The sequence below is a fragment of the Streptomyces sp. NPDC048565 genome (assembly GCF_040650935.1).
Lineage (GTDB): Bacteria > Actinomycetota > Actinomycetes > Streptomycetales > Streptomycetaceae > Streptomyces.
In genome coordinates this window covers 26,817-53,311 of sequence record NZ_JBEZIH010000034.1, presented here as the reverse complement: position 1 = coordinate 53,311, position 26,495 = coordinate 26,817, and the positions used below count along the sequence as shown (strand labels likewise).

Annotated in this window: 28 protein-coding genes; 19 read left to right on the top strand and 9 right to left on the bottom strand. The window is 71.5% G+C overall.

Annotated features, from left to right (window positions below):
• Positions 1 to 32: 32 nt before the first annotated feature.
• Entirely contained in the window at positions 33 to 1,652 is a 1,620-nt protein-coding gene (gene aceB, locus AB0C75_RS31855) for a malate synthase A (protein WP_362895351.1), read from the bottom strand.
• Between the two features lie 134 nt (positions 1,653 to 1,786).
• Complete coding sequence (locus AB0C75_RS31850) at positions 1,787 to 2,392, bottom strand: nucleotidyltransferase family protein (RefSeq protein ID WP_362895349.1); 606 nt, start codon at positions 2,390 to 2,392, stop codon at positions 1,787 to 1,789.
• Positions 2,393 to 2,583: 191 nt separating this feature from the next.
• Here AB0C75_RS31850 and AB0C75_RS31845 point away from each other — a divergent pair, with 191 nt between their 5' ends.
• A complete protein-coding gene (locus tag AB0C75_RS31845; protein ID WP_362895347.1) occupies positions 2,584 to 2,901 on the top strand; it encodes a DUF5955 family protein in 318 nt (105 codons plus the stop codon).
• Positions 2,902 to 2,926: 25 nt separating this feature from the next.
• Here AB0C75_RS31845 and AB0C75_RS31840 read toward each other — a convergent pair whose 3' ends face one another.
• Positions 2,927 to 3,559, bottom strand: a complete 633-nt coding sequence (locus tag AB0C75_RS31840) for a response regulator transcription factor (protein ID WP_362895345.1) — start codon at positions 3,557 to 3,559, stop codon at positions 2,927 to 2,929.
• Positions 3,556 to 4,827 carry a sensor histidine kinase gene (locus AB0C75_RS31835; protein WP_362895344.1) on the bottom strand — a complete coding sequence of 424 codons (1,272 nt, stop codon included), beginning with the start codon at positions 4,825 to 4,827 and terminating at the stop codon, positions 3,556 to 3,558. The genes AB0C75_RS31840 and AB0C75_RS31835 overlap by 4 nt, the downstream gene beginning before the upstream one ends.
• Positions 4,828 to 4,937: 110 nt before the next feature.
• Between AB0C75_RS31835 and AB0C75_RS31830 the strand changes: the two genes are divergently transcribed.
• Both AB0C75_RS31830 and AB0C75_RS31825 read left to right on the top strand, forming a co-directional pair.
• The gene (locus AB0C75_RS31830; RefSeq protein WP_362895342.1) at positions 4,938 to 6,017 is read left to right on the top strand and encodes an ABC transporter permease; all 1,080 of its coding nucleotides are present in this window, start codon (positions 4,938 to 4,940) and stop codon (positions 6,015 to 6,017) included.
• Complete coding sequence (locus tag AB0C75_RS31825) at positions 6,014 to 6,694, top strand: ABC transporter ATP-binding protein (protein WP_362895340.1); 681 nt, start codon at positions 6,014 to 6,016, stop codon at positions 6,692 to 6,694. The genes AB0C75_RS31830 and AB0C75_RS31825 overlap by 4 nt, the downstream gene beginning before the upstream one ends.
• Positions 6,695 to 6,769: 75 nt before the next feature.
• On the opposite strand, the gene AB0C75_RS31820 is transcribed toward AB0C75_RS31825, so the two are convergent.
• The gene (locus tag AB0C75_RS31820) at positions 6,770 to 7,573 is read right to left on the bottom strand and encodes an IclR family transcriptional regulator (RefSeq protein ID WP_362895338.1); all 804 of its coding nucleotides are present in this window, start codon (positions 7,571 to 7,573) and stop codon (positions 6,770 to 6,772) included.
• 256 nt (positions 7,574 to 7,829) lie between these two features.
• On the opposite strand from AB0C75_RS31820, the gene allB reads away from it, so the two are divergent.
• The 3 genes from allB to AB0C75_RS31805 all read left to right on the top strand — a co-directional run bounded on the left by allB (position 7,830) and on the right by AB0C75_RS31805 (position 10,741).
• The gene (gene allB, locus AB0C75_RS31815) at positions 7,830 to 9,173 is read left to right on the top strand and encodes an allantoinase AllB (protein WP_362895336.1); all 1,344 of its coding nucleotides are present in this window, start codon (positions 7,830 to 7,832) and stop codon (positions 9,171 to 9,173) included.
• 2 nt (positions 9,174 to 9,175) lie between these two features.
• The gene (gene alc, locus AB0C75_RS31810) at positions 9,176 to 10,321 is read left to right on the top strand and encodes an allantoicase (protein ID WP_362895334.1); all 1,146 of its coding nucleotides are present in this window, start codon (positions 9,176 to 9,178) and stop codon (positions 10,319 to 10,321) included.
• Between the two features lie 90 nt (positions 10,322 to 10,411).
• The gene (locus tag AB0C75_RS31805; RefSeq protein ID WP_362895332.1) at positions 10,412 to 10,741 is read left to right on the top strand and encodes a putative quinol monooxygenase; all 330 of its coding nucleotides are present in this window, start codon (positions 10,412 to 10,414) and stop codon (positions 10,739 to 10,741) included.
• A gap of 52 nt (positions 10,742 to 10,793) precedes the next feature.
• On the opposite strand, the gene AB0C75_RS31800 is transcribed toward AB0C75_RS31805, so the two are convergent.
• A complete protein-coding gene (locus tag AB0C75_RS31800; protein ID WP_362895330.1) occupies positions 10,794 to 11,630 on the bottom strand; it encodes an aldo/keto reductase in 837 nt (278 codons plus the stop codon).
• 15 nt (positions 11,631 to 11,645) lie between these two features.
• On the bottom strand, positions 11,646 to 11,939 hold the full coding sequence (locus AB0C75_RS31795) for a hypothetical protein (protein ID WP_362895328.1): 294 nt from the start codon (positions 11,937 to 11,939) through the stop codon (positions 11,646 to 11,648).
• Between AB0C75_RS31795 and AB0C75_RS31790 the strand changes: the two genes are divergently transcribed.
• Positions 11,917 to 12,576 (top strand): dihydrofolate reductase family protein, encoded by a 660-nt coding sequence (locus AB0C75_RS31790; RefSeq protein ID WP_362895326.1) that lies wholly within the window; start codon positions 11,917 to 11,919, stop codon positions 12,574 to 12,576. The genes AB0C75_RS31795 and AB0C75_RS31790 overlap by 23 nt on opposite strands.
• Positions 12,577 to 12,596: 20 nt before the next feature.
• Here the strand turns inward: AB0C75_RS31790 and AB0C75_RS31785 are convergent, their stop codons facing one another.
• Positions 12,597 to 13,250: a TetR/AcrR family transcriptional regulator gene (locus AB0C75_RS31785; RefSeq protein WP_362895324.1), complete on the bottom strand. Its 654-nt coding sequence runs from the start codon at positions 13,248 to 13,250 to the stop codon at positions 12,597 to 12,599.
• Positions 13,251 to 13,473: 223 nt separating this feature from the next.
• Between AB0C75_RS31785 and AB0C75_RS31780 the strand changes: the two genes are divergently transcribed.
• The 6 genes from AB0C75_RS31780 to AB0C75_RS31755 all read left to right on the top strand — a co-directional run bounded on the left by AB0C75_RS31780 (position 13,474) and on the right by AB0C75_RS31755 (position 19,390).
• Positions 13,474 to 14,415: a DMT family transporter gene (locus AB0C75_RS31780; protein WP_362895322.1), complete on the top strand. Its 942-nt coding sequence runs from the start codon at positions 13,474 to 13,476 to the stop codon at positions 14,413 to 14,415.
• Between the two features lie 119 nt (positions 14,416 to 14,534).
• Entirely contained in the window at positions 14,535 to 15,743 is a 1,209-nt protein-coding gene (locus AB0C75_RS31775) for a histidine kinase (protein ID WP_362895320.1), read from the top strand.
• Entirely contained in the window at positions 15,740 to 16,468 is a 729-nt protein-coding gene (locus AB0C75_RS31770) for a response regulator transcription factor (RefSeq protein ID WP_362895317.1), read from the top strand. The genes AB0C75_RS31775 and AB0C75_RS31770 overlap by 4 nt, the downstream gene beginning before the upstream one ends.
• A gap of 40 nt (positions 16,469 to 16,508) precedes the next feature.
• Positions 16,509 to 17,681 carry a cytochrome P450 gene (locus AB0C75_RS31765; protein ID WP_362895314.1) on the top strand — a complete coding sequence of 391 codons (1,173 nt, stop codon included), beginning with the start codon at positions 16,509 to 16,511 and terminating at the stop codon, positions 17,679 to 17,681.
• A gap of 15 nt (positions 17,682 to 17,696) precedes the next feature.
• Positions 17,697 to 18,179: a PaaI family thioesterase gene (locus AB0C75_RS31760; RefSeq protein ID WP_362895312.1), complete on the top strand. Its 483-nt coding sequence runs from the start codon at positions 17,697 to 17,699 to the stop codon at positions 18,177 to 18,179.
• The gene (locus AB0C75_RS31755; RefSeq protein WP_362895310.1) at positions 18,176 to 19,390 is read left to right on the top strand and encodes a cytochrome P450; all 1,215 of its coding nucleotides are present in this window, start codon (positions 18,176 to 18,178) and stop codon (positions 19,388 to 19,390) included. Before AB0C75_RS31760 ends, AB0C75_RS31755 begins: the two co-directional genes overlap by 4 nt.
• 31 nt (positions 19,391 to 19,421) lie before the next feature.
• Here AB0C75_RS31755 and AB0C75_RS31750 read toward each other — a convergent pair whose 3' ends face one another.
• Positions 19,422 to 20,426 (bottom strand): Gfo/Idh/MocA family oxidoreductase, encoded by a 1,005-nt coding sequence (locus AB0C75_RS31750; protein WP_362895308.1) that lies wholly within the window; start codon positions 20,424 to 20,426, stop codon positions 19,422 to 19,424.
• A 93-nt stretch (positions 20,427 to 20,519) separates the two neighbouring features.
• On the opposite strand from AB0C75_RS31750, the gene AB0C75_RS31745 reads away from it, so the two are divergent.
• From AB0C75_RS31745 to AB0C75_RS31720, 6 genes are all read left to right on the top strand, one after another.
• The gene (locus AB0C75_RS31745; protein ID WP_362895306.1) at positions 20,520 to 21,281 is read left to right on the top strand and encodes a GntR family transcriptional regulator; all 762 of its coding nucleotides are present in this window, start codon (positions 20,520 to 20,522) and stop codon (positions 21,279 to 21,281) included.
• A 243-nt stretch (positions 21,282 to 21,524) separates the two neighbouring features.
• Positions 21,525 to 22,508 carry a substrate-binding domain-containing protein gene (locus AB0C75_RS31740; RefSeq protein ID WP_362895391.1) on the top strand — a complete coding sequence of 328 codons (984 nt, stop codon included), beginning with the start codon at positions 21,525 to 21,527 and terminating at the stop codon, positions 22,506 to 22,508.
• On the top strand, positions 22,505 to 23,554 hold the full coding sequence (locus tag AB0C75_RS31735; protein WP_362895304.1) for an ABC transporter permease: 1,050 nt from the start codon (positions 22,505 to 22,507) through the stop codon (positions 23,552 to 23,554). The genes AB0C75_RS31740 and AB0C75_RS31735 overlap by 4 nt, the downstream gene beginning before the upstream one ends.
• The gene (locus tag AB0C75_RS31730) at positions 23,551 to 24,411 is read left to right on the top strand and encodes an ATP-binding cassette domain-containing protein (protein WP_362895303.1); all 861 of its coding nucleotides are present in this window, start codon (positions 23,551 to 23,553) and stop codon (positions 24,409 to 24,411) included. The genes AB0C75_RS31735 and AB0C75_RS31730 overlap by 4 nt, the downstream gene beginning before the upstream one ends.
• A gap of 132 nt (positions 24,412 to 24,543) precedes the next feature.
• Entirely contained in the window at positions 24,544 to 25,710 is a 1,167-nt protein-coding gene (locus AB0C75_RS31725) for an ROK family glucokinase (RefSeq protein WP_362895301.1), read from the top strand.
• A 76-nt stretch (positions 25,711 to 25,786) separates the two neighbouring features.
• On the top strand, positions 25,787 to 26,479 hold the full coding sequence (locus tag AB0C75_RS31720) for a hypothetical protein (protein WP_362895299.1): 693 nt from the start codon (positions 25,787 to 25,789) through the stop codon (positions 26,477 to 26,479).
• Positions 26,480 to 26,495: the final 16 nt, after the last annotated feature.

The window sequence follows — 26,495 nt, the reverse complement described above, 5'->3', positions numbered from 1 at the left end:
GGCACCGGGGGCGGCCCCGTGCGCGAGGGACGTCAGCGCAGCTGCTCGTACGCCGGCAGGGTCAGGAAGTCCGCGTAGTCCTCGTCCAGCGAGACCTGGAGCAGCAGGTCGTGGGCCTGCTGCCACTTGCCGGACTCGAAGGCCCCGTCGCCGAGCTCCGCGCGGATCGTGGTCAGTTCCTCGGCCGCGACCTTGCGGGCCAGGTCCGCCGTGGCGTGTTCGCCGTTCTCGAAGACGACGTCCGCGTTGATCCACTGCCAGATCTGCGAGCGTGAGATCTCGGCGGTCGCCGCGTCCTCCATCAGGTTGAAGATGGCCACGGCGCCCATGCCGCGCAGCCACGCCTCGATGTAGCGGATGCCGACCGCGACCGCGTTGCGCAGGCCGTCGTACGAGGGCTTCGCGTCCAGCGTGTCGATGGCGATCAGGTCGCCCGCGGCCACCGAGACGTCCTCGCGCAGGCGGTCCTTCTGGTTCGGCTTGTCCCCGAGGACCGCGTCGAAGGAGGCCATCGCGATCGGGACCAGGTCGGGGTGGGCCACCCAGGAGCCGTCGAAGCCGTCGTTCGCCTCGCGGTCCTTGTCGGCCTTGACCTTCTCGAAGGCGACCTTGTTGACCTCGGCGTCGCGCCGCGAGGGGATGAAGGCCGCCATGCCGCCGATGGCGTGCGCCCCGCGCTTGTGGCAGGTGCGGACCAGGAGTTCGGTGTACGCCCGCATGAACGGGGCGGTCATCGTGACCAGGTTGCGGTCCGGCAGGACGAACTTCGCGCCGCCGTCGCGGAAGTTCTTGACGATGGAGAAGAGGTAGTCCCAGCGGCCCGCGTTCAGCCCGGAGGCGTGGTCGCGGAGCTCGTAGAGGATCTCCTCCATCTCGTACGCGGCGGTGATCGTCTCGATCAGGACGGTCGCGCGGACCGTGCCCTGCGGGATGCCGACGTAGTCCTGGGCGAAGACGAAGATGTCGTTCCAGAGGCGGGCCTCCAGGTGCGACTCCGTCTTCGGCAGATAGAAGTACGGGCCCTTGCCGAGGTCGATCAGGCGCTGCGCGTTGTGGAAGAAGTAGAGGCCGAAGTCGACCAGTGCGCCGGGCACCGGGGTGCCGTCGAGCTGGAGGTGGCGCTCGTCCAGGTGCCATCCGCGCGGGCGCGTGACGACGGTCGCGAGCTCCTCGGCGGGCCTGAGGGCGTACGACTTGCCCGACCTCGGGTCGGTGAAGTCGATGTTCCGGGTGTAGGCGTCGATCAGATTCAGCTGGCCGGTGACCACGTTCTCCCAGGTGGGGGCCGACGCGTCCTCGAAGTCGGCGAGCCAGACCCTGGCGCCCGAGTTCAGGGCGTTGATGGTCATCTTGCGGTCGGTCGGGCCGGTGATCTCCACCCGGCGGTCGTCCAGCGCGGCCGGGGCCGGGGCGACCTTCCAGGTGTCGTCCACGCGGATGGCTTCCGTCTCGGGCAGGAAGTCCAGCGTGGAGGTGCGGGCGATCCCGGCGCGGCGCTCGTCACGGCGGGCGAGCAGTTCGTCCCGCCTTGGTGTGAACCGCCGGTGCAGCTCGGCCACGAACGCGAGGGCCGCATCGGTCAGGACCTCGTCCTGCCTCGGCAGGGGCTCGGCGTCGACGATGGCCAGCGGGGACGGCGCTGGTGCGGACATGAGCTGTCACTCCTTCAGCGGGGGACCGTAAGCGGAATCAAGGGCTTCTGATCAATGGATATTAGTTTCCTCATGGTGGAAGTTCAATGGTTTGTTGATGTCGAGATTCTTCGGGTCGACAGATGTGCTCCGGTTCACTCCAGGCGTGCCAGGTCCGCCGCCGTGTCGATGTCGTACGCCTGAGCCACATCCGAACACTCCACGAGCGTGATCGCATCGCGATGCGCCCGCAGATACGCCCTGGCCCCCTGGTCACCGACCGCGCCCGCCGAGATGTCCGCCCACCGGTCCGCCCCGAACAGCACGGGATGGCCCCGCTCCCCGTCGTACGCGGCGGCCGCCAGTGTCGCCCGGGAGCGGTACGCCGAGCGGACCCGCGCCACCGCCTCCGCCCCGATGCCCGGCTGGTCGACCAGGAATACGAGCGCCGCGTCCGCGTCCGTACCCGCCAGGGCGCTCAGCCCCGCCCGGAGTGAGGAGCCCATGCCCTCCTCCCACGACGGGTTCACCGTCACCGCGCACGCGGAGAGGTCCGCCCGGGCCCGTACCTCATCGGCCGCGGCGCCCAGGACGACATGGACGGGCCCGCACCCGCCGTTGCGCAGCGCCCGCACCGCGCGCTCGACCAGAGGGCGGCCGCGGTGTTCCAGCAGCGCCTTCGGCCGGCCGCCGAGACGACGGCCGCCGCCGGCGGCGAGGAGCACCCCGGCGATCAAGGGGATCCGTTGTGTGTGAGTCATGCGCCCTGGATACCACTGCGCGGCGGATACCGGCGGAATGCCTGTCACACCTCCTGGGTACCCTGATTCCTTGTCCGCACAGTGGCGCGCGCCACCTTTCATGGCGTTAACTTGCTGACGGCCTCAGGCACTTGACCGCGGCCGGGGGGCAGGTCGACACACCGGCACAATGACGTGCGAGGGGGAGTGCTTTGTTGCGAAGCGTGGGGCAGGAGCGGTTGACCGGGAGCGGCGAGGACCCGCGGGTGACAGAGCTGCGCACGGCCGTGTCCCGGCTGCGCCGCGAGCTCGCCGGACACCCGGTCGAGTTCCCGGACCGGGGCATCGCCGAGGACGAGCTCGCCGCCCTGGACGCCATGGCGGCCGGCGGGAGGCCCGAGATACCCCGGCTGCGCCGGTCGCTGCTGCTGGTCGCGGGGGCGATCGGCTCGGTCAGCGCGCTCGCCCCCGGCCTCAGGGACGTACGGGTCGCCGTCGACCTCTTCGGCGAGCCGCCGGTCCGGCCGTGACGGAGCCGCCACTCCGGCCGTGACGTCAGCGGCGGATCAGGCGGCGCGCCGTCGCCGCGGCCACCGCCGATGTGCGTGAGTCGACGCCCAGCTTGGCGTAGATGTGCACCAGATGGGACTTCACCGTCGCCTGGCTCAGGAAGAGCCGCTTGCTGATCTGCTGGTTCGACAGTCCCTCGCCGACCAGCTGGAGCACCTCCAGCTCACGCTTGGTCAAGGCCTGGGCGGGTGTCCGCATCCGGTCCATCAGCCGGTGCGCGACCTCGGGTGCGAGCGCCGAGCGGCCGGCCGCCGCCGTGCGCACGGCGGCGGCGAGCTCCTCGGGCGGGGCGTCCTTCAGCAGATACCCCGCGGCGCCCGCCTCGACGGCGGCCAGGATGTCGGCGTCCGAGTCGTACGTGGTGAGGATCAGCACCCGGGGCGCGTCCGCGGCGGCGGTGATCGCCGCGGTGGCCTCCGCGCCGTGCAGGCCCGAGCCGAACTGCAGGTCCATCAGAACCACGTCGCAGACACCGGTCGCGGCCAGGGCGACGGCCCGTTCGGCGGTGGGAGCCTCGGCGACCACCTGGAAGTCCGGCTCGGTGTCCAGGACCGCGCGCAGCCCGGCGCGTACCACCGGATGGTCGTCGGCCAGCAGCAGCCTGATCGGGTCGGTCATGCCGCCCTGCCCTCCGCGCCGCCGGCGCTCCTGGTGTTCTCCGGTTCTTGGGGGTCTTGCGGGCCTTGCGGGTCTTGCGGGCCGTGCCCGCCGGCGGCCGGAAGCGGCAGGGTGACGGCGACGGCCGTCCCCTGCCCGTGGCCCGACTCCACACTCAGCGTCCCGCCCAGCGAGCGGGCCCGCGCGCGCATCGCCGGCAGACCGAAACCGCCGCCCGAGGTGCGCACCGGCTCCGCGGCCGTGTCGAATCCCCGGCCGTCGTCCACCACGTCCAGGGAGACCGAGGTGTCCATGAAGCTGAGCGTGATCTCCGCCCGTCGCGCGCCCGAGTGCTGCACCGCGTTGGCCAGGGCCGACTGCGCGGTACGCAGCAGCGCGACCTCGTACGGGGTGGGCAGCTCGACCGGCCTGCCGCTGACCGCGAACTGCACCGCGAGGTCCGGTGCCGACGTACGCGACGACAGGCGGGACAGGGCCGCGGCCAGAGAGCCCTGTTGCAGGTCCGGTGGGGTCAGCGCCCTGACGAAGCGGCGGGCCTCGGCGAGGTTGTCCTGGGCGGCCTCGCGGGCGCGCCGTACGTGCGCGGTCGCCGGCCCGTCATCGGGCAGCGAACGCTCGGCGGCCCGCAGCAGGAGCTGGATGCTGGACAGACCCTGGGCGAGGGTGTCGTGGATCTCCCGGGCCAGCCGCTCCCGCTCGGCCAGGGTGCCGGCGGTGCGCTCCGCCTCGGCGAGCTCCACCCGGGTGGAGACGAGTTCGTCGATCAGCTCGCGGCGCCGCTCGCTCTCACGGAACAGCGCGTCGTATCCCAGCACGGTCGCGACGGCGACCGCCGCACCGAGCAACGGACCGATGAACGTGCCCGGGGTGACCTCCTGCCCGTGCAGCAGGAAACTGCCGATCGCCGCGGCGGCCGTGACCACGACGGCGGGCAGTCCCCAGCGCACCGGAAGCAGATGCAGCTGGAGGAAGTAGAGCGGGAAGGCCACCCACAGCGCGTCGGGCGACAGGGCGAGCAGCGCCAGCCACACGGCGCCCAGCGCGGTGAGCCAGACTCCGGCGGCCCGGGTGTGCGGCTGGACGAAGGGGGCGAGCGCGCCCGCCGCGTACAGCGCGGCCATCACGCCCGCGAGCACCACGACGGCCCTGGCGTGCGGGGCGCCGTCGCCGCTCGCGCGCAGGGCGGCGAGCACCAGCAGCCCCACGAGCAGCGCGTGCAGACAGATCCGCAGCGCGGTGGTGACGGGGGTGTGAGCACGGGCATCCATGGTCGTTCCAGCGTAGACGCGCCCCGCCCCGGAGCAGTCAATCGAAAGGTTGATGTCGGCCCCGTCAGGCGCGCGATGTTTTCGCAGGTCCGGCGCACGAACCTGGAGTCATGTTCGTTGCATGGAGAGATCTACGGTTCGCCAGGGGCAGGTTCGCCCTCATGGGCACGGTCGTCGTGCTGATCACGCTGCTCGTGGGGCTGCTGTCCGGCCTCACGGCAGGCCTGGGCAGGGAGAACACCTCGGCCGTCACTGGGCTGGACGCCGACCGCATCGCGTTCGCCGCGCCCCCGGACGGCAGGTCGGAGTCCTTCTCCGATTCCGTCGTCGAGGAGAGCGCCTGGGATGCCTGGGCGCGGCAGCCGGGCGTCACCGCCGCCCATCCGCTGGGCATCAGGACGCTGAACGCCGCCGTCGGCGACGGAAGGAGTACGGCCGCCGTGTCGGCGTTCGGCGTCGAACCGGACAGCGGACTCGCCCCCGACGGCGTGGCGGCCGGACGGGTCGTGCTCTCCGGGCAGGCCGCCGACGAGCTCGGCGCCGGGGCCGGTGACACGGTCGCCCTCGGTGGCTCCCGGATGACCGTGGACGCGGTCGGCGGCGACGCCTCGTACAGCCACACCCCGGTGGTGTGGACCTCGCTCGCCGACTGGCAGCGCATCGGTGACACCGAGGGGCAGGCCACCGTGGTCGCCCTGACCACGACCGGTGACGCCGACCTCGCCGCGGGTGACAAGGCGGCGGGCACCAGCACGCTCGGGCTGGACGACTCCCTCGGCGCGATCGGCTCCTACCAGGCGGAGAACGGCTCGCTCCAGCTGATGCGCGGCTTCCTCTTCGCCATCTCCGCGCTCGTCATCGGCGCCTTCTTCACGGTCTGGACCATCCAGCGCAGCGGCGACGTCGCCGTGCTCAAGGCGCTGGGCGCCTCCACCCCGTATCTGCTGCGGGACGCGCTCGGGCAGGCCGTGGTCATGCTGGCCGTCGGCACGGGCCTGGGCACCGCGCTCGCCTCGGGGATCGGTGCGCTGGTCGGCGGGGACGGCGGAGCCGTGCCCTTCGTTCTCGACGCCTCGACCGTGCTCGTCCCGGCCGGCGTGATGATCGTCCTCGGCGCGCTCGGGGCGGCCCTGTCCATCCGGCGGATCACCGCCGTCGACCCCCTCACCGCACTCGGGAGCGCCCGATGACCCTCACCCTCACCGATGTCACCCTCACCTACCCCGACGGCGACACCCGGCTCACCGCACTCGACCGGGTCTGTCTGGACGTGCCCGCGGGCACGCTCACCGCGGTCGTCGGACCGTCCGGTTCCGGCAAGTCCAGCCTGCTCGCGGCGGCGGCCACACTCGTCACCCCTGACCACGGACGCGTCGTCGTCGCGGGTACGGAGACCGGCGGGCTGAGCAGCGCCGACAAGGCCGCCCTGCGCCGGGACCACGTCGGCATCATCTTCCAGCAGCCCCATCTGCTGCCGTCACTCACGGCCGTGGAGCAGCTCCAGGTCATGACCCATCTGTCGCGCGGCTCCGTACGCGCCTCCCGGGCCCGGGCGCTGGACCTGCTGGACGCGGTCGGTCTGGCCGACAAGGCGGACCGCAGGCCGCACCAGCTCTCCGGCGGTCAGCGCCAGCGGATCAACATCGCGCGGGCCCTGATGAACGAACCGGCGGTGCTGCTCGTCGACGAGCCGACCAGCGCACTCGACCACGAACGCGGCGCGGCGGTCCTCGACCTGCTGCTCGGCCTGACCCGGGAACGCTCGACGGCCACGGTCATGGTCACCCACGACCGGGCGCATCTGGACCGGGTGGACGGGACGGTCGGCATGGAGGACGGCCGGCTGTCGGTGTCCGCCCCGGTCTGAGGCATCGCCGGGAGGGGGCGGCCGGGGCGGGTCGCGTCGGCCGGTCGGGCCGCCGCGACCGGCCCCGGCCGCCCGTCAGCCCGTCGGGCCGCCGCTGCCGGCCAGCGCCTCGGAGAGCTCCTCGGCGATCTGCTGCAGGATCGGCACGATCCGCTCGGTCGCCGTCTCCGTCACCCGGCCCGCGGGCCCGGAGATGGAGATGGCCGCAGAGGTGGGGGAGTCGGGCACCTGGACCGCGAGGCAGCGCACCCCGATCTCCTGCTCGTTGTCGTCGACCGCGTAACCCGCCCTGCGGACCTGTTCGAGCGCTTCGAGGAAACCGTCAGGGGTGGTGATCGTCTTCTCGGTGGCGGCCGGCATGCCCGTACGCGCCAGCAGGGCGCGCACCTCGTCCGCCGGGGTGTGCGAGAGGAGGGCCTTGCCCACACCCGTGGAGTGGGGCAGCACGCGGCGGCCGACCTCGGTGAACATCCGCATCGAGTGCTTCGACGGCACCTGGGCGACGTACACGATCTCGTCCCCGTCGAGCAGCGCCATGTTCGCCGTCTCGCCGGTCTCCTCGACCAGACGCTGGAGGTAGGGCCGCGCCCATGTGCCCAGCAGCCGGGACGCGGACTCGCCGAGGCGGATCAGACGCGGGCCCAGCGCGTAACGCCGGTTGGGCTGCTGGCGTACGTAACCGCACACCACCAGGGTGCGCATCAGCCGGTGGATCGTCGGGAGAGGGAGTCCGCTGCTCGCGGAGAGCTCGCTGAGCCCGACCTCGCCCCCGGCGTCCGCCATGCGCTCCAGCAGGTCGAAGGCGCGCTCCAGTGACTGCACACCGCCACTGGGACCGGCGGGCTTGGAGTCGGAAGTGCTGGCGTGGGACGGCGGCACGTCAACGGTCCTTTCGAAGCGGAGGCAAGGCAGCAGCCTACCGGGCTGTTCCCGATCGGCCCGAAGCGCGGTGGTGCCGCTCCCGACTCATTCTACGTTCCGTCTGGCGAAATTGAACTTTTGCTTCGTGGAAATTTGTAATCGGTGTCATGAGGGCTCCACCGGCCGTGCGGCAGGGAGGATGAGGGCTTGACGGGCCGCTTTCCCGAGTGAAGACTCCTTCAACAAATCGTTGAAATCTGAGTGAGGGGCACAGGTGTCCGGTGTGGACATGAAGCAGGTACTCCGCTCGACGCGCGTCGTGACCCCCGAGGGGACCCGCGCCGCCGCCGTCCTCGTCACCGGCGGGGAGATCGACGCGGTCCTCCCGTACGACACCGAGGTGCCGGGCGGCGCGCGGGTCGAGGACTTCGGCGACGACGTCCTGCTGCCCGGCCTCGTCGACACCCACGTCCATGTGAACGACCCGGGCCGCACCGAGTGGGAGGGCTTCTGGACGGCCACCCGCGCCGCGGCGGCGGGCGGCATCACGACCCTCGTCGACATGCCGCTCAACTCCCTCCCTCCGACCACCACGGTCGAGCACCTGCGCGTCAAGCAGCGGGTGGCCGCTCCCAAGGCGCATGTCGACACGGGGTTCTGGGGCGGTGCGATCCCCCCCAACACGAAGGACCTGCGCCCGCTGTACGAGGCCGGCGTCTTCGGCTTCAAGTGCTTCCTCTCGCCCTCCGGCGTCGAGGAGTTCCCGGAGCTCGGCCAGGAGCAGCTGGCGCGTTCGATGGCCGAGATCGCGGGCTTCGGCGGACTCCTGATCGTGCACGCCGAGGACCCCCACCAGCTGGCCGAGGCCCCGCAGCGGGCCGGGGAGAAGTACGCCGACTTCCTGGCCTCCCGGCCCAGGGGCGCGGAGAACGCCGCGATCGAAGGGCTCATCGCCCATGCGAAGAGGCTGAACGCCCGCGTCCACGTCCTGCATCTCTCCTCCAGTGACGCCCTGCCGCTGATCGCCGCGGCCAAACGCGAGGGCGTACGCGTCACCGTCGAGTCGTGCCCGCACTTCCTCACCCTGACCGCCGAGGAAGTCCCCGACGGAGCAACCGAGTTCAAGTGCTGTCCGCCCATCCGGGAGGCCGCCAACCAGGACGCGCTCTGGGCCGGGCTCGCCGACGGCACGATCGACTGCGTCGTCTCCGACCACTCGCCCTGCACCACCGACCTCAAGACCCCGGACTTCGCCTCGGCCTGGGGCGGCATCTCCTCGCTCCAGCTGGGCCTGCCCGCCATCTGGACCGAGGCACGCCGGCGCGGACACACCCTCGACGACGTGGCCCGCTGGATGTCAGCGGCCCCCGCCGGCCTCGCCGGACTCACCCGCAAGGGCGCCATCGAGGCCGGGCGGGACGCGGACTTCGCTGTCCTCGCCCCCGACGAGACCTTCACCGTCGACCCGGCCGGGCTCCTCCACCGTAACCAGGTCACCGCGTACGCGGGCAGGGCCCTGCGGGGCGTCGTCAAGTCCACCTGGCTGCGCGGCACCCGGATCGCGGCCGACGGCGTACTCGCCGAACCCACCGGCCGCCTCCTCGAAAGGAACCACTGACCATGACGGCGACACCGCACTTCACCGGCGACGCGCGCCCGTACGGGGGTGGCGACCCGTACGCCGACTACCGCACCGCCGACTTCCCCTTCAGCCACCTCGTGGACCTCGCGGACCGGCGTCTCGGCGCCGGTGTCATCGCGGCCAACGACGAGTTCTTCGCCGAGCGCGAGAACCTGCTGAAGCCGGAGCCCGCGGAGTTCGACCCCGAGCGCTTCGGGCACAAGGGCAAGATCATGGACGGCTGGGAGACCCGCCGCAGGCGTGGTACGAGCGCCGCCGAGCCGCACCCCGCCGACGAGGAACACGACTGGGCCCTCGTGCGCCTCGGAGCGCCCGGTGTGGTGCGCGGACTGATCGTCGACACCGCGCACTTCCGCGGCAACTACCCGCAGTCGGTCTCCGTCGAGGCGGCCTCGGTGCCGGGCTCCCCGTCCCCCGAGGACCTGGCCGCGCCCGATGTGAAGTGGACAACCCTCGTCCCCCGTACGGCAGTCGGCGGCCACGCGGCCAACGGATTCGCCGTCGACGCCGAACAGCGCTTCACCCACCTCCGGGTCAATCAACACCCCGACGGGGGCATAGCGCGGCTGCGTGTCCACGGTGAGGTGGTGCCCGATCCCGCATGGCTGGCCGCCCTCGGCACGTTCGACGTGGTGGCCCTGGAGAACGGCGGCCAGGTCGAGGACGCCTCCGACCGCTTCTACTCCCCGGCCACCCACACCATCGCACCCGGCCGCTCCCGCAAGATGGACGACGGCTGGGAGACCCGCCGCCGGCGCGACAAGGGCAACGACTGGATCCGCTACCGGCTGGCCGAGCGGTCCGAGATCCGGGCGGTCGAGATCGACACGGCCTATCTGAAGGGCAACGCGGCGGGCTGGGCGGCGATTTCGGTCAGTGACGGCGGGGACGGCGAGGGCGGTGGGGACGGCGAGGGCGACGGCGCGCGGTCGGAGATCCTGCCGCGCACCCGGCTCCAGCCCGACACGAACCACCGCTTCGTCCTGCCGGAGCCCGTACGCGGCACGCACGTCCGGATCGACATCTTCCCGGACGGCGGAATCTCCCGGCTGAGGCTCTTCGGCTCACTCACCGAGGAGGGCGCGGCGCGGCTGACCGCCCGTCACGAGGCGCTCGGCGGGTGACGGCCCCGGGCCTGGTGCGCCGGTTCACGCCCGGCCCGTGAGGATATGGGATCCTGGCCGGGACGCCGCCGCCCCCGACCAGGAGTCGCCATGATCTTCATCGCCGTCAAGTTCACCGTGCGTACCGCCGAGCGGGACAACTGGCTCCCCGCCGTCGAGGACTTCACCCTCGCCACCCGTCAGGAGCCCGGCAACCTCTTCTTCGACTGGTCCTACAGCGTCGAGAACCCGGACCAGTTCGTCCTGTTGGAAGCGTTCGCCTCGCAGGAGGCGGGGGTTGCGCATGTGAACTCCGAGCACTTCAAGGCCGCGATCGACACCATGTCCGAGCTCGTCAGCGAGATCCCGGAGATCATCAACGTCGAGGTTCCCGGGGACGACTGGTCCCGCATGTCGGAGGTCACCCCGCGCAACCGGTGACCGCCGCCGTCGCCGTCCCGGGTGACCGACGCCCCCGGGTGACCGACCGCCGTCAGAACTCCTCGTGCGTGTCGGGGTCCCCGCCGAAGCGGTGCGGCGGCCGGGCCCCGATCCGGTCCAGCTCCTGCTGGGTCAGCTCGAAGCCGAACAGGTCGAGGTTCTCGCGCTGGCGCCCGGGGTCGGCGGACTTCGGAATCGGCACGGCGCCCAGCTGGGTGTGCCACCGCAGCACGACCTGCCCCGGCGTCACCCCGTGGGCCTCGGCGGCGGCGATCACCTCCGGTGCTTCGAGCACCTGGCGCCCCCTGGCCAGCGGACTCCAGCTCTCCGTGACGATGCCCTTCGCGGTGTGCACCGCCCGCAGGTCCTCCTGGGGGAGCAGCGGGTGCATCTCGATCTGGTTGACCACGGGCACCACCCCCGTCTCCCGCTCCAGCCGCTCCAGGTGCTCCGCCGTGAAGTTGGAGACGCCGATGGAGCGTACGAGGCCCTCCTCGCGAAGCTTGATCATCGCCTTCCAGGTGTCGACGTACTTGTCCACCCTGGGCAGCGGCCAGTGGATGAGATACAGGTCGACGTAGTCAAGTCCCAGCTTGGCGCGCGACTCCTCGAAGGAGGCCAGTGTCTTCTCGTAGCCGTGGTGGCGGCCGGGCACCTTGGTCGTGACGTAGACGTCCTGCCGGGGCAGACCGGAGCGGGCGATCCCGCGCCCGGTGCCGGTCTCGTTCCCGTAGTTCAGAGCGGTGTCCACGAGCCGGTAGCCGAGCCCCAGCGCACCGGCCACGGCCTGCTCGGCCGCCTCGTCGTCGAGTGGCCAGGTGCCGAGGCCCACCGCGGGGACGGTGCTGCCGTCATGGAGATTGCGGACCGGGGTCGGTGTCTGGCTCATGGTCTCCCTCTTCGTTCACGTGCCGTCCGTACCTGCCAGCCTAGGCCGGGTCGCCGGGCGTGGCGCGCGGTGGTCGACGAGCGCCCCGAGGTCCTCCTCGGACCAGTCCTTGCGGCAGCGCGTGGACAGGAGCGTGTAGGCGGCGCCGGTGTCGGGTGCCCTGACCGCAGGCTTCGCCGAGCGCACCGATGACTTCCGGCCGAAAGTTGGGTCGGAACAGGTGGAAGCGGAAGGACCGCCGGGACCCACGGCCATGAACCCGGCGGCGGAGCGAAGGAGCAGGACCATGGCGAAGCTGATTCTCAACACCTTTGTGTCCCTGGACGGCGTGATGCAGGCGCCCGGAGGCACCCAGGAGGACACCAGCGGGGGATTCGAGTACGGCGGCTGGCAGGTGCCCTTCTTCGGTGACGAGGACATGGGTGCCTTCATCAACGAGATCTTCGACCGGTCGGGCGCCTACCTGCTCGGACGGCGTACGTATGACATCTTCGCGGGCTACTGGCCCCGGGTCACCGACCCGCAGGACCCGATCGCCGCACGCCTCAACACCCTGCCCAAGTACGTGGTCTCCACCACCCTGACCGACCCGGCGTGGGAGAACACGACCGTGATCTCCGGTGATGTGCCGGCCGAGGTGGCCCGGCTGAAGGAGCGGATGGAGGAGGGTGAGCTGCAGATCCACGGCAGCGCCACACTCGCGCAGTCCCTCCTGGCGTACGACGCCGCGCACGCGAACGGCGGGCCCGGCCTCATCGACGAGGTCAACCTGCTCGTCCACCCGGTCTACCTGGGCAGCGGCAAGCACCTCTTCCCGGAGGGCGGGCAGCCGAGGGCCTTCGAGCTGATCGGCGCCAGGACCACCGGGAGCGGCATCGCGATCCTCACCTACCGGCCCGGAGGACGTGCGCGGTTCGAGGACTTCGACCCGCCGCCCGCGGCGTGACAGGAGCCGCCCCGCCCCGGCTACTGCCCCCCTGGGGCCCCGGGCAGCTCCGAGGGGTCGGTGGCGACGGCGTGCAGCCGCCCCAGGATCGCCCGGGCCGCCTTGGTGTAGCCGGGGTTGTTGTTGTGCAGTACGGACTCGGCGTTGGCCAGCTCCATGAACGCGATGAGCTCGAAGGCCAGTTGTGAGACATCCGCGTCCGCGACGAGTTCACCCCGCACCCTGGCCTCCTCGATGGTCTCCTCCACGAAGGTGACCCAGCCCGTCTGCGTGGAGGCCAGCGCGTCGTGCACCTTGCCCTCCCTGGAGTCGAACTCGGCGATGGTCGCGTAGAAGAAGCAGCCGCCGCTGAACACCCGGCGCTGTGAATAGGAGAGCCAGCTCTCACACATCCGCCACACGCGCCCCAGACCGGGCGGCGCCGCCCTCGTCGGGGTGAGCACATGCTCGACGAAGACGGTCACGGCGGCCCGCACGGTGGCGAGCTGCAGCTCCTCCTTGGATCCGAAGAGGGCGAACACGCCGCTCTTGCTCAGCTTCAGCTCCATGGCCAGCCGGCCGAGCGACAGGCCCTCCAGACCCTCGGTCGATGCGACCTGGACCGCGCGCCCCAGTACCAGTTGCCTGGTCTGGTTCCCCCGCTCGACCCGTCCGTCCAGCCGCGCTCCACCCATGTGCCAACTCCGTGTGTCCTAGCGTCCCAAGACCGACATTCTAGGAGGAGACGGCGCCGCCGCAGGACCGCTTCGACCGGCGACGAACCCTGCGAACTGGTGGCCGAGTCAGCCCGCGGACAGAGGTTCCCGGCAGGGGCGGCCGTTCGGTACGGTGATCGCTCCGTGCGAGCCGGTGAGGTCTCCACATCCCTTCCCGCTGTGGAGAACCCAGGAGAACAAGGTGTCCGCTGCCGCTCTGCCCGCTCCCGCTCTCGCCCCGCCCCGCCGCGCGTGGATCACCGACCTGCCGCTCCTGCTCGTCGCCGCCGCCTGGGGAGCGAGCTACCTGGCGGCCAAGGGCATCACCACGACACACACCGTGATCGCCGTCCTCGTGCTCCGCTTCGCGGTGGTGCTGCCCGCGCTCGCCGTCGCGGGGTGGCGCGGGCTGCGCGCGCTGAGCGGCGCGCAGTGGCGGGGCGCGGGCCTGCTGGGCCTGGTGCTCAGCGGGATCTTCCTGCTGGAGACGTACGGCGTCGTGCACACATCGGCGACCAACGCGGGACTCATCATCAGCCTCACGATGGTCTTCACCCCGCTGGCCGAGGCCGCCGTGACCCGGGTCAGGCCGCCGGGAGCCTTCCTGGCGGCGGCCGGCCTCTCGGTCACCGGTGTGGTGCTGCTGACCCAGGGCGGCGGTTTCACCAGCCCATCGGCGGGCGACCTCCTGATGCTGCTCGCGGCCCTCGCCCGTACGGTCCACGTCCTGGCCATGGCGCGGATCAAGGCGGTCCAGGACGCCGACTCGCTCTCCCTGACCACGGTGCAGCTCGGCGGCGCCGTCGCGGTCTTCGCCGTCCTGGCCGCGGTCCCGGGGACCGGCCCGGCACCCTGGACGGTGGCGGCGGGCTTCGGTGCCACCGAGTGGGCGGGGCTGCTCTTCCTGTCCGTGTTCTGCACGCTGTTCGCGTTCTTCGTGCAGATGTGGTCGGTCCGCCGCACCTCGCCGTCCCGGGTCAGCCTGCTGCTCGGCACGGAACCGCTCTGGGCCGCCGCCACCGGCATCGCGATCGGCGGCGAGCGCCTAGGCGTCCTGGGGGCGGTGGGCGCGGTACTCGTGCTGACGGGCACCGCGTGGGGGCGCCGCCGCGCCGACGCCAGGCCGCTCGCCGATCCGGCCTGATCCGAACGAAAGGCCCTTGAGGCATCGGCGCCCCTACGGAAGTATCGGATCGTGCGACTTCGGTATCTCTCCCGCCGCGAAGGCGCCGGACGATGCCCCCGACTGCGTAGCTTGTCGGCATGCCCCGTACGGAATACCCCTGGCTGCTGCCCTCCGCGCTGACCGGCCACGAGCGGCCCGGCGGTCCGCGCAGGACCGTACGGGACTGGATCGTCGACCTCGTCCTCTTCCTCTGCGCCGCGGGGTTCGGGATGATCGTCCTCGCCGCCGTCGAAGCCGAGGGCTCCACCCCCGAGGGTGTCGTGTTCGCCGACGCGCTGCTCGGAGCGGCCGCCTGCTGCGCCCTCTGGGCCCGCCGCCGGTGGCCCGTGGCGGTCGCCCTCGTCCTCACCCTGCTGTGCGTCGTGGAGCCCGTCGCGAGCGGCGCGATGATGGTCGCCCTGTTCGGACTGGCGGTGCACCGGCCCTTCAAGCCGGTGGCCGTCGTCGGCGCGGTCGCCATCGCCACGGTCCCGGTCCAGCCGCTCCTGCGCCCCGACCCGGCCACCTCCTTCCTCGCGTCCACGATCATCGGGGTGCTGCTGGCCCTGCTGGTGCTCAGCTGGGGCATGGTCGTACGGTCCCGCCGGCAGCTGGTCGTCACCCTGCGCGAACGCGCACACCGCGCGGAGACCGAGGCCGCGCTCCGCGCCGAACAGGCACAGCGGCTGGCGCGCGAGGCCATCGCCCGTGAGATGCACGATGTCCTCGCCCACCGGCTGACCCTGCTCAGCGTCCACGCGGGCGCCCTCGAATTCCGGCCTGACGCGCCCCCGGCCGAGGTCGCGAGGGCCGCCGGAGTCATCCGGGACAGTGCCCACGAGGCGCTCCAGGACCTTCGCGAGATCATCGGCGTGCTGCGTGCCCCGGGTGACAGCGACGACGGCAACAGGCCCCAGCCCACCCTCGTCACCCTGGACGCCCTGATCGACGAGTCCCGCTCCGCCGGCATGGAGGTCAGGCTGGCCAACAGCGTCACCGACCCGGCCCTGGCACCGGCGGCCACCGGGCGCACCGTCTACCGCATCGCCCAGGAGGCGCTGACCAACGCCCGTAAACACGCCCCGGGAGCCCCCGTCGACGTCACCGTGGCCGGCGGGCCGGGTGACGGGCTGACCATCGAGGTCGGCAACCCCGCTCCCGCCGGACCCTTCGAACCGGTCCCGGGCTCCGGCCAGGGGCTCATCGGCCTCACCGAACGCGCGAGCCTCGCCGGCGGCGGTCTGGAGCACGGGCCCACGCCGGACGGCGGATTCGCGGTCCGTGCCCGGCTACCGTGGCCCTCATGAGTTCTCCCACGTCTCCGGAGGCGCCACAGGTCCGGCTGGCCGTCGTCGACGACGACCCGCTCGTGCGGGCCGGACTCGCCCTCATGCTGGGCGGAGCGCCCGGCATCGACCTCGTGGGGGAGTGCGCCGACGGCACCGAGGTCGCGGCCCTCGTCGACCGGACGCACCCCGACGTCGTGCTCATGGACATCCGCATGCCGGTCATGGACGGACTGGCCGCGACCGAGGAGCTACGGCGACGGGCAGGTGCACCCGAGGTCATCGTCCTGACCACCTTCCACGCCGACGAGCAGGTGCTCCGCGCCATCCGCGCGGGCGCGGCGGGGTTCGTCCTCAAGGACACCCCGCCGGCCCAGATCGTCGAGGCGGTGCTGCGTGTCGCGGCCGGTGAGCCCGTCCTCTCGCCCGCCGTCACCCGCAGACTCATGGCCCGCGCGGCGGGAGACCCGGCGGACGAGCGCCGGTCCCGCAGGACGCGCGCCAGGCAGCGGTTCGCCGAACTGGGGGAGCGCGAGCAGGACGTGGCCACGGCCGTCGGCCGGGGCAGCTCCAACGCGGAGATCGCGGCGACGCTCCATCTGAGCGTGGCCACCGTGAAGGCGCACGTGTCCCGGATCCTCGCCAGGCTCGGGCTCGACAACCGCGTCCAGATCGCCCTGTTGGTGCACGACGCGGGTCTCCTCCACGAGGACGAGGACGAGGCCAGGGACGGCCGCCTAGGCTGAACCGGTCAGACCACGGTCAGACCGGAAAAGGGGCGGGACGATGTCAGTGATCGATCTGCGCGGGGCGGAGGGCTTCAGCGCCGATCCGTATCCGCACTACGCGAAACTGCGTGCCGAGGGGCCGGCGCACCAGGTCCGTACGGATGACTTCGAGCGTGTCTGGATGGTCGTCGGTTACGAGGAGGCCCGCTCGGCCCTCGCCGACCAGCGGTTCAGCAAGGACTGGCGCACCACGGAGCAGTTCTCCGCGTCGAGCAACGCGATCAACGCCAACATGCTGGAGCTCGACGCCCCACGCCACACCAGGCTGCGCAAGCTCGTCTCACGCGAGTTCACCGCCCGGCGGATCGAGTCGCTGCGCCCGCGCGTCGAGCAGATCACCGAGGATCTTCTCGACGCGATGGTGCCCACCGGGAGCGCCGACCTCGTCGACGCCTTCGCCTTCCCGCTGCCGATGACCGTGATCTGCGAACTCCTCGGCGTACCCGACATCGACCGGGACGTCTTCAGAGCGCTGTCCAACGCCATCGTCACGCCCGTCTCCCCGGAGAAGGAGAACGAGGCGGTCGACGCGATGGGCGCCTACCTCGACGCGCTGGTCGAGGACAAGCGCCGGGCCCCGGGCGACGACCTGATGAGCGCCCTGATCCAGGCGAACGACGAGGACGGTGACCGTCTGTCGCCGGACGAACTGATCGGCATGGCGTTCCTGCTCCTGGTGGCAGGCCACGAGACGACCGTCAACCTGATCGCCAACGGCGTACGTGCCCTGCTCGACCACCCGGAGCAGCTGGCCCTGCTCCGCGCCCGGCCCGAGCTGATCGACGGCGCCGTCGAGGAGATGCTCCGCTACGACGGACCCGTGGCGACGGCGACCTTCCGCTTCACTCGCGAACCCGTGCCGGTCGGCCCGGTCGTCATACCGAAGGGCGAGGCGGTGCTGGTCGCGCTGGGCTCGGGGGACCGTGACCCCGACCGTTACCCGGACCCGGACACCTTCGACATCCGGCGCGAGGCGCAGGGCCATCTGGCCTTCGGGCACGGCATCCACTTCTGCCTGGGCGCCCCGCTGGCCCGGATGGAGGGCCGCATCGCGATCCGCGCGCTGCTGGAACGCTGCCCCGGCCTGGTCCGCGACCCGGACGGAGGAGAACCCGACTGGCTGCCCGGGATGCTGCTCCGGGGCGTCCGCCATCTTCCGGTGCGCTGGTGAGGTGGGATGGGCTTCATGACGTCCAAGACCCCCACGACCGCCACGACCCCCGCGACCTCCACCGGTGAACTCTCCCTCGACACCGCACAGCAGGTACTCGACAGCCAGCCGTTCAGCGCGCTCGTCGGCGCACGAATCACGGAGTTCGGGGACGGCAGGGCCGTGCTCGAGGTCGACGTGCGCGAGGAACTCACCCAGCAGAACGGCTTCCTGCACGGCGGGGTGCTGTCCTACGCGGCCGACAACGCGCTGACGTTCGCCGCCGGGACGACGCTCGGAGCGGCCGTCCTGACCGGCGGTTTCTCCATCCAGTACGTCCGCCCGGCGAGCGGGCGCACCCTGAGCGCCCGCGCCGATGTGGTGCACACCGGCCGCAGGCAGGCCGTCGTGCGCTGCGATCTGTACACGACGGACGACGAGGGAGCGGAGACCCTGTGCGCGGTGGCACAGGGGACCGTTCTCTCCGCAGGTCCGGCCCGAAGGGAAGAAACACGTTGACCACAGAGCTCACAGAGCCCACAGAGACCCTGTTCGACCTCGGCGCGCTCGGCGACGCCTTCATCCGCGACCCCTATCCCGTCTACGCACGCTTACGCGCCCGCGGCCCCGTGCACCGGGTCCGCATCCCGGAAGGCGCGGAGGCCTGGCTCGTCGTCGGCTACGAGGCGGGGCGTGCCCTCCTCGCCGACCGACGGCTCTCCAAGAACTGGCAGTCGGCGTCGCCCTCGCTGGGCATCGGCAAGGTGTCCGCGGGGACGAACATGCTGGGGAGCGACGCTCCGACCCACACCCGGCTGCGCAAGCTCGTCGCCCGGGAGTTCACCCCACGCCGGATGGAACAACTGGCCCCTCGCATCCAGGAGATGACGGACCGTCTCCTCGACTCCATGACCGCGGGGCCTGCCCGGAGCGCCGACCTGGTCAAGGCGCTGTCGTTCCCGCTGCCGATGGCCGTCATCTGCGAACTGCTGGGTGTGCCGTCCCTGGACCGGCAGGCGTTCCGTGAATGGTCCAACATCGCCGTCTCGTCGCTGGACGCCGACGCACGCGGCCGGGCGAGCGCCGCCATGACCGACTACCTCGCCGGGCTGATCGCGCGGAAGCGTGCCGCTCCGGGGGACGACCTGATGAGCGCGCTGATCCACACCTCGGACGACGACGGCGACCAGCTCTCCCCCGACGAACTCTCGGGCATGGCCTGGCTGCTGCTGGTCGCGGGGCACGAGACGACGGTCAACCTCATCTCCAACGGCGTCCTGAGCCTGCTCACCCATCCCAGTCAACTCGACCTGTTGCGCGCGGACTTCGGGCTCATCGACAACGCTGTCGAGGAGACACTCCGCTACGAGGGACCCGTCGAGACCCCCACCTACCGCTTCACCACCGAACCGATCGAGGTCTCCGGCTCGGTGATCCCCGGCGATGGCGAGCTCGTCCTGGTCGCGATGGCCGACTGCGACCGCGACCCCGCCCGCTTCCCGGACGGCGACCGCTTCGACATCACCCGGGACGCCCGCGGGCACGTCGCCTTCGGCCACGGCATCCACTACTGTCTGGGCGCTCCACTGGCCCGCATCGAGGCCCGTATCGCCCTGCGGTCGCTCCTCGAACGCTGCCCCGGTCTGCGGCTCGACACCGATCCGCGGGACCTGTCCTGGCGTACGGGCATGCTGATACGGGGCCCGGAGAGCCTGCCGGTCGCCTGGTAGCGGCCCGCCGGCCCGATCCCGTACCAGGTCCTCAGGCCTCGGCGATCTCCGTCAGCCGTACGGGGCGGTGCCGCGCGCGCGACAGCTCGCACGCCTCGGCGATGCGCAGCGCGTGCAGTGCCTCGCGGCCGTCGCACGGGTTCGCCCGCTCCCCGCGTGCGACGGCGAGGAACGCGTCCAGCTCGGCCTCGTACGCCGGGGCGAACCGCTCCAGGAAGCCCGGCCACGGCTTGGCCGGCGCGGGCGGCCCCTGCGGCTCGGCGGACGCGAGCGGCGTACGGTCGTCGAGGCCGACCACGATCTGGTCCTGCTCGCCCGCGAGCTCCATGCGGACGTCGTAACCGGCCCCGTTGCACCGGGTGGCCGTCGCCGTGGCCAGCGTGCCGTCGTCCAGGGTCAGCAGCGCCGTCGCCGTGTCCACGTCGCCCGCGTCCCGGAACATGGCGGGGCCCGCGTCCGAGCCGGTCGCGTACACCTCGGTCACCTCATGGCCCGTCACCCACCGCAGGATGTCGAAGTCGTGCACCGAGCAGTCCCTGAACAGGCCGCCGGAGAGCGGCAGATACGCGGCCGGCGGGGGAGCGGGGTCGGACGTCGTGGCCCGCACGGTGTGCAGCCGGCCGAGCGCCCCGGTGCGCACCGCGGTGCGCGCCGCCGAGTACCCCGCGTCGAACCTGCGCATGAAGCCCAACTGGAGCACACTGCCGGCTCGCTCGACCTCGTGCAGCGCGCCCAGGGTCCCCGCCAGGTCCAGCGCGATCGGCTTCTCGCAGAAGGCGGGCAGCCCGGCGCGTGCCGCGCGGCCGATGAGATCGGCGTGTGCCGAGGTCGCCGACGCGATCACGACGGCGTCCACCCCCGCCGCGAGCACCTCGTCGGCGGATGCGGCGGTGGCGGCCCCGGTCCGCGCCGCGACCTCGGCGGCGCGGGCGGCGTCCGCGTCCGCGACCACCAGCGAGGTGACGGCGCGGTGGCGTGCAAGGACGCCCGCGTGGAAGGAGCCGATCCGGCCCGTGCCGATGATTCCGATGCGCATGGACCCAACGTGCCGCTCCCCGGGCGCACTGTCAACTATATGTCCTGACAAACCGAAGGGTGCGGCGCGACCGTACGCGGTACGCTCCCTGCCGTGCCCAAACCCACCGCCGACTCCGCCGCCCTGGGGCTTGGCGTGGACCGCAGCAGTCCCGTCCCGCTCTACCACCAGCTGGCCCAGCAGCTGGAGGCGGCCGTCGAGCAGGGGCGCCTCGCACCCGGCAGCCTCCTCGGCAACGAACTCGACCTCGCCGCGCGGCTCGGGCTGTCCCGGCCCACCGTCCGCCAGGCCATCCAGTCGCTCGTCGACAAGGGGCTCATGGTGCGCCGGCGCGGGGTCGGCACCCAGGTCGTGCACAGCCGGATCAGACGCCCGCTCGAACTGAGCAGCCTCTACGACGACCTGGAGACCGCAGGCCGGCAGCCGACGACCCGCGTCCTGCGCAGCACGGTCGAGCCGGCCACCCCCGAGATCGCCGCCGCACTCGGGGTCGAGGAGGGCGGCGACGTCAACTTCGTCGAGCGCGTGCGGTACGCGCACGACGAGCCGATCGCGCTGCTGCGCAACCACCTGCCGACGCGACTGCTCGACCTCTCCGCCGAGCGGCTCGAGTCGACCGGTCTGTACCGGATGATGCGCGCCTCGGGGATCACCCTGCACAGCGCCCGGCAGACCGTTGGGGCCCGCGCGGCCACAGCGGAGGAGGGAGAACTGCTCGCGGAGCCGGCGGGAGCGCCACTGCTGACGATGGAACGCATCACGTTCGACGACGGCGGCCGGGCGGTCGAATTCGGCTCGCACGTCTACCGCGCCTCGCGGTACGCCTTCGAGTTCCAGCTGCTGGTCCGGTCCTGAGATTCCGGGCTCCGCGGGCCCGGGGTCAGAATGTTCGGACAAAATCGTTGACGCGGTCATGCGGGGTCGCTAGAACGACGTGAGGGCGCGGCCCGCGCCCCTGCCGGGTCACACCGGTCCGGGCTCGGGGATACTTGGCCCGCCGGGCGGCGACTCCGCCCTCCCCGGCTTCACCAGGCAGCACAGCGAGCAGCACAAGAAGGGCACGGCGTCGTGGCAAGGGTTCGTACAGGGGTACGCGTGATGGGCGCCGTGCTGGCAACGGTGCTGGCGGCCTCCCTCGCGGGATGCAGCAGCACCGGCGGCAAGCGGGCGGAGGAGCGCGCCGCCCAGCAGGCGGCCGAGGGCCGGTCCGCGGTGAACACGCCCCGCTGGACGTTCGCCATGGTCACCCACTCGGGTGACGGCGACACCTTCTGGGACATCGTCCAGAAGGGCGCCGAGCAGGCGGCCGCCAAGGACAACATCAACTTCCTCTACTCGCACAACGACGAGGGCCAGCAGCAGGCCGAGCTCGTCCAGACCGCGATCGACAAGAAGGTCGACGGCCTGATCGTCTCGCTCGCCAAGCCCGACTCGATGAAGGCCGCCGTGGCCAAGGCCGTCAAGGCCGGCATCCCGGTCATCACGGTGAACTCCGGCTCCGCCGAGTCCAAGGCCTTCGGCGCCCTCACGCACATCGGCCAGGACGAGTCCATCGCGGGCGAGGCCGTCGGCGACGAGCTCGACAAGCGGGGCCGCAAGAAGGCCCTGTGCATCCTGCACGAGCAGGGCAACGTCGGCCACGAGCAGCGCTGCGCCGGAGCGAAGAAGTCCTTCGACGGGACGATGCAGAACCTCTACGTCGACGGCACCAACATGCCCGACGTCCAGGCGTCCATCGAGGCCAAGCTCGACTCCGACAAGAGCATCGACGCCGTCGTGACGCTGGGCGCCCCGTTCGCCGCCGCGGCCGTCAAGGCGAAGCAGACCGCGGGCAGCAAGGCCGAGATCGACACCTTCGACCTCAACGCGAGCGTCGCCACCGGCCTCCAGAACAAGACGCTCGGCTTCGCCGTCGACCAGCAGCCCTACCTCCAGGGGTACGAGGCCGTCGACCTGCTCTGGCTCTACCGCTACAACCAGAACGTGCTCGGCGGCGGCCTGCCCGTCCTGACCGGCCCGCAGGTCATCACCGCCGACGACGCCGACGCGCTCGCCGATTACACGAACCGGGGGACGCGATGACAGCGACCGGGCAACCGGCGGCGTCCCACACCGACGAACGCCTGCTGCGCACATCCCCGCTGCGCAAGCTGCTCGGCCGCCCCGAGCTGGGCTCGGTCGTCGGGGCCGTGGCCGTCTTCCTCTTCTTCGCGCTCGTCGCGGACAGCTTCCTGCAGACCTCCAGCCTCGGCACGGTGCTGTACGCGGCCTCCACCATCGGGATCATGGCCGCGCCCGTGGCGCTGCTGATGATCGGCGGCGAGTTCGACCTGTCCGCCGGTGTCATGGTGACCAGCTCCGCGCTGATCTCCTCGATGTTCAGCTACCAGATGACCGCCAACGTCTGGGTCGGCGTCTTCGTGTCGCTGCTGGTCACCCTGGGTTTCGGCGCCTTCAACGGCTTCATGCTCACCCGCACCAAGCTGCCGAGCTTCATCATCACGCTCGGCACGTTCCTGATGCTGACCGGCCTGAACCTCGGCTTCACCAAGCTGATCGGCGAGACCGTCTCGACCAAGTCCATCGGGAACATGGAGGGCTTCGCCTCCGCCCGTAAGGTCTTCGCCTCCTACCTCACCATCGGCGACGTCGAGCTGAAGGTCACCATCCTGTGGTGGGCCGCGCTCGTCGCGATCGCCACCTGGATCCTGATCCGCACCCGCTTCGGCAACTGGATCTTCGCCGTCGGGGGCCAGGCAGACGCCGCCCGCGCGGTCGGCGTCCCGGTGATCCGCACGCGGATCGGGCTCTACCTCGGCGTCGCCTTCGCCGCCTGGGTCTCGGGCCAGCATCTGCTGTTCTCCTACGACGTGGTGCAGTCGGGCGAGGGCGTCGGCAACGAGCTGATCTACATCATCGCGGCCGTCATCGGCGGCTGTCTGATCACCGGCGGCTACGGCTCCGCGATCGGGTCAGCGGTCGGCGCGATCATCTTCGGCATGACCAGCAAGGGCATCGTCTACGCGGAGTGGAACCCCGACTGGTTCAAGTTCTTCCTGGGAGCGATGCTGCTCCTGGCCACCCTGCTCAACCATTGGGTACGCAAGCGCGCGGAGGCGACGAAATGACGGCCACCCAGGCTCCGGCCCCCCGGGACACGGCCGGCCAGGCACTCGTCGAGCTCGACGGCGTCAGCAAGTACTACGGCAACATCAAGGCCCTGGAGAACGTCTCCCTCGAGGTCCGCGCGGGGGAGATCTCCTGCGTGCTCGGCGACAACGGCGCCGGCAAGTCGACCCTCATCAAGATCATCGCGGGGCTGCACCGGCACGACGCCGGTACCTTCCTGATCGAGGGCGAGGAGACCACGCTCGTCAACCCGCGCGACGCCCTGGACCGGGGTATCGCCACCGTCTACCAGGACCTGGCCGTCGTCCCGCTGATGCCGGTCTGGCGCAACTTCTTCCTCGGCTCCGAGCCGACGAAGGGCTCGGGCCCGTTCAAGCGCCTGGACGTGCGGCGGATGCGCGAGACCACCCGCGCGGAGCTGCTGCGCATGGGCATCGACCTCCGCGACGTCGACCAGCCCATCGGCACGCTCTCCGGCGGTGAGCGCCAGTGCGTGGCCATCGCGCGCGCCGTGTACTTCGGTGCCAAGGTCCTCGTCCTCGACGAGCCGACCGCGGCGCTCGGCGTCAAGCAGTCGGGGGTCGTGCTCAAGTACGTCGCGGCCGCCAGGGACGCCGGCCTCGGCGTGGTCCTCATCACGCACAACCCGCACCACGCGTATCTCGTCGGTGACCGTTTCGTGCTGCTGAAGCGCGGCGTCATGTCCGGCAGCCACACCAAGGACGACGTCACGCTGGACGAACTGACGCGTCAGATGGCCGGTGGGAGCGAGCTCGACCAGCTCAGCCACGAGCTGGAGCGAGCCCCGTCACCCGACCGGATCGACGGCCGTCCGGCCGGTGACGACACCCCGTAAACCCTGTCCCGCTTCCCTCGCCTCCGGCCCGCAGATCCGTTCCGGGGGCGCGGGAATGGCAGAATCGGGTACGGCGGGCGCCGTCCGCCGCCGGACTGATCACCGCCCGGCCCCCCGACCTGCGCAGGGACGATGAGCACGTACCGCGACTTCACACACCGCGGCTCCGCCCGCGCCACCGTCCTGCGGACCGTCGGCACCAAGGAGCGGCGCTCGCACCTCACGGCGCCCAGAGTCCCCACGGTCGGCATCGACATCGGCGGGACGAAGGTGATGGCCGGGGTCGTCGACGCCGACGGCAACATCCTGGAGACCATCCGGGCCGAGACGCCGGACAAGTCCAAGAGCCCCCAGGTCGTCGAGGACACCATCGTCGAGCTGGTCCTCGACCTCTCCGACCGGCACGATGTGCACGCCGTCGGGATCGGCGCGGCGGGCTGGGTCGACGCCGACCGCTCCAAGGTGCTGTTCGCCCCGCACCTCGCCTGGCGCGACGAGCCCCTCCGCGACGCCCTCGCCTCCCGTCTTGTGGTCCCCGTGATGGTGGACAACGACGCCAACACGGCGGCCTGGGCGGAATGGCGCTTCGGCGCCGGCCGCGGCGAGGACCACCTGGTCATGATCACGCTGGGCACCGGAATCGGCGGCGCGATCCTGGAGGACGGGCACGTCAAGCGCGGCAAGTACGGGGTCGCGGGTGAGTTCGGCCATATGCAGGTCGTGCCCGCGGGACACCGCTGCCCGTGCGGCAACCGTGGCTGCTGGGAGCAGTACAGCTCGGGCAACGCCCTGGTGCGTGAGGCCAAGGAGCTGGCCGCCGCCGACTCCCCGGTCGCGTACGGGATCATCGAGCGGGTCAAGGGCAACATCCCCGACATCACCGGGCCGCTCATCACCGAGCTGGCCCGTGAGGGCGACGCGATGTGCGTCGAGCTCCTCCAGGACATCGGCCAGTGGCTCGGCGTCGGCATCGCGAATCTGGCGGCCGCCCTCGACCCGTCCTGCTTCGTCATCGGCGGTGGTGTCAGCGCCGCCGACGATCTGCTGATCGGCCCGGCCAGGGACGCCTTCAAGCGTCAGCTCACCGGCCGTGGCTACCGCCCTGAGGCCCGGATCGCGAAGGCGCAGCTCGGCCCCGAGGCCGGCATGGTCGGCGCCGCCGACCTGGCGCGCCTGGTCGCCCGGAGATTCCGGCGGACCAACCGCCGCCGGGTCGAGCGCTACGAGCGGTACGCGCAGTTCTACGACCAGGCCGCGAGCACCATCCGTAACACGCGTAGCACCCGGCCCGCCGAGTGACCCGCGGGCCGCGCCCCGCGGCACCCCGGGCCACCCGCACTCCGCTCCGTACCGCAGCTTCGAGGGATCACCGAACATGACCGCAGCCGAGCACCACATCGTGCCGCGCCAGCCCCCTACGTCCGGCTCCTCGGGGTCCTCCGGGGCTTCCGGCTCCTCCGGGTCCTCGGGATCGTCGGGCTCTTCGGGTCCCTCAGGCACCTCGGGTTCCCCGGGGGACGGCGGCGGGACGCCTCCCCAGGACCAGGACCGGCGCAAGGTGATCAGACGGCGCCTGATCACGCTGACCATCATCGTGCTGCTCATCGGCATCCCGGCCGGCTACCTGGTGATCTCCGCAGGCCAGAGCCGCCGCTCCGGCCAGGACAAGGAGGCCGAGGCCGCGGCCCAGGGGCTGCGCGAGGACTGGCCGTCAGGCATGCAGCGCCGGATCTTCGAACTGCCCGTCCCGGGCAACGCGGAAGGCGTCCAGTACTACGAGACGAACAACTGGAAAGCCAGCCGGATGTACGTGAAGTTCCGTACGACCTCCGCCGGACTCGACCGCTTCCTGAGCGGTGTCGGCACCGGCCGGGCCGCGCTGGAGACCGGCAAGGTCAGCATCGGCGAACGGGACACGAGGATCACCGGGTGGTTCTTCGGACCGGGCGTCGACTGGGCGGGTACGGTCCACACGAACAAGAACCCGCGCCCCACCCAGACGATCACCGTCAACATGACGGATCCGGCGGCTCCGGTCGTCTACGTGGTCTCCGCGGCGACCCCCTGACAGGGAGCCGACGGAC

What these genes read in the sequence shown, in the direction of transcription:
- AB0C75_RS31740 (WP_362895391.1), top strand. Translation starts at nt 21,525, where the DNA reads ATGGGCGCCGTGCTGGCAACGGTGCTGGCGGCCTCCCTCGCGGGATGC.
- AB0C75_RS31800 (WP_362895330.1), bottom strand. Translation starts at nt 11,630, where the DNA reads ATGAGCCAGACACCGACCCCGGTCCGCAATCTCCATGACGGCAGCACC.
- AB0C75_RS31790 (WP_362895326.1), top strand. Translation starts at nt 11,917, where the DNA reads ATGGCGAAGCTGATTCTCAACACCTTTGTGTCCCTGGACGGCGTGATG.
- AB0C75_RS31830 (WP_362895342.1), top strand. Translation starts at nt 4,938, where the DNA reads ATGTTCGTTGCATGGAGAGATCTACGGTTCGCCAGGGGCAGGTTCGCC.
- alc (WP_362895334.1), top strand. Translation starts at nt 9,176, where the DNA reads ATGACGGCGACACCGCACTTCACCGGCGACGCGCGCCCGTACGGGGGT.
- AB0C75_RS31725 (WP_362895301.1), top strand. Translation starts at nt 24,544, where the DNA reads ATGAGCACGTACCGCGACTTCACACACCGCGGCTCCGCCCGCGCCACC.
- AB0C75_RS31765 (WP_362895314.1), top strand. Translation starts at nt 16,509, where the DNA reads ATGTCAGTGATCGATCTGCGCGGGGCGGAGGGCTTCAGCGCCGATCCG.
- AB0C75_RS31825 (WP_362895340.1), top strand. Translation starts at nt 6,014, where the DNA reads ATGACCCTCACCCTCACCGATGTCACCCTCACCTACCCCGACGGCGAC.
- AB0C75_RS31735 (WP_362895304.1), top strand. Translation starts at nt 22,505, where the DNA reads ATGACAGCGACCGGGCAACCGGCGGCGTCCCACACCGACGAACGCCTG.
- AB0C75_RS31720 (WP_362895299.1), top strand. Translation starts at nt 25,787, where the DNA reads ATGACCGCAGCCGAGCACCACATCGTGCCGCGCCAGCCCCCTACGTCC.
- AB0C75_RS31750 (WP_362895308.1), bottom strand. Translation starts at nt 20,426, where the DNA reads ATGCGCATCGGAATCATCGGCACGGGCCGGATCGGCTCCTTCCACGCG.
- aceB (WP_362895351.1), bottom strand. Translation starts at nt 1,652, where the DNA reads ATGTCCGCACCAGCGCCGTCCCCGCTGGCCATCGTCGACGCCGAGCCC.
- AB0C75_RS31835 (WP_362895344.1), bottom strand. Translation starts at nt 4,827, where the DNA reads ATGGATGCCCGTGCTCACACCCCCGTCACCACCGCGCTGCGGATCTGT.
- AB0C75_RS31730 (WP_362895303.1), top strand. Translation starts at nt 23,551, where the DNA reads ATGACGGCCACCCAGGCTCCGGCCCCCCGGGACACGGCCGGCCAGGCA.
- AB0C75_RS31770 (WP_362895317.1), top strand. Translation starts at nt 15,740, where the DNA reads ATGAGTTCTCCCACGTCTCCGGAGGCGCCACAGGTCCGGCTGGCCGTC.
- AB0C75_RS31760 (WP_362895312.1), top strand. Translation starts at nt 17,697, where the DNA reads ATGACGTCCAAGACCCCCACGACCGCCACGACCCCCGCGACCTCCACC.
- AB0C75_RS31805 (WP_362895332.1), top strand. Translation starts at nt 10,412, where the DNA reads ATGATCTTCATCGCCGTCAAGTTCACCGTGCGTACCGCCGAGCGGGAC.
- AB0C75_RS31775 (WP_362895320.1), top strand. Translation starts at nt 14,535, where the DNA reads ATGCCCCGTACGGAATACCCCTGGCTGCTGCCCTCCGCGCTGACCGGC.
- AB0C75_RS31850 (WP_362895349.1), bottom strand. Translation starts at nt 2,392, where the DNA reads ATGACTCACACACAACGGATCCCCTTGATCGCCGGGGTGCTCCTCGCC.
- AB0C75_RS31840 (WP_362895345.1), bottom strand. Translation starts at nt 3,559, where the DNA reads ATGACCGACCCGATCAGGCTGCTGCTGGCCGACGACCATCCGGTGGTA.
- AB0C75_RS31785 (WP_362895324.1), bottom strand. Translation starts at nt 13,250, where the DNA reads ATGGGTGGAGCGCGGCTGGACGGACGGGTCGAGCGGGGGAACCAGACC.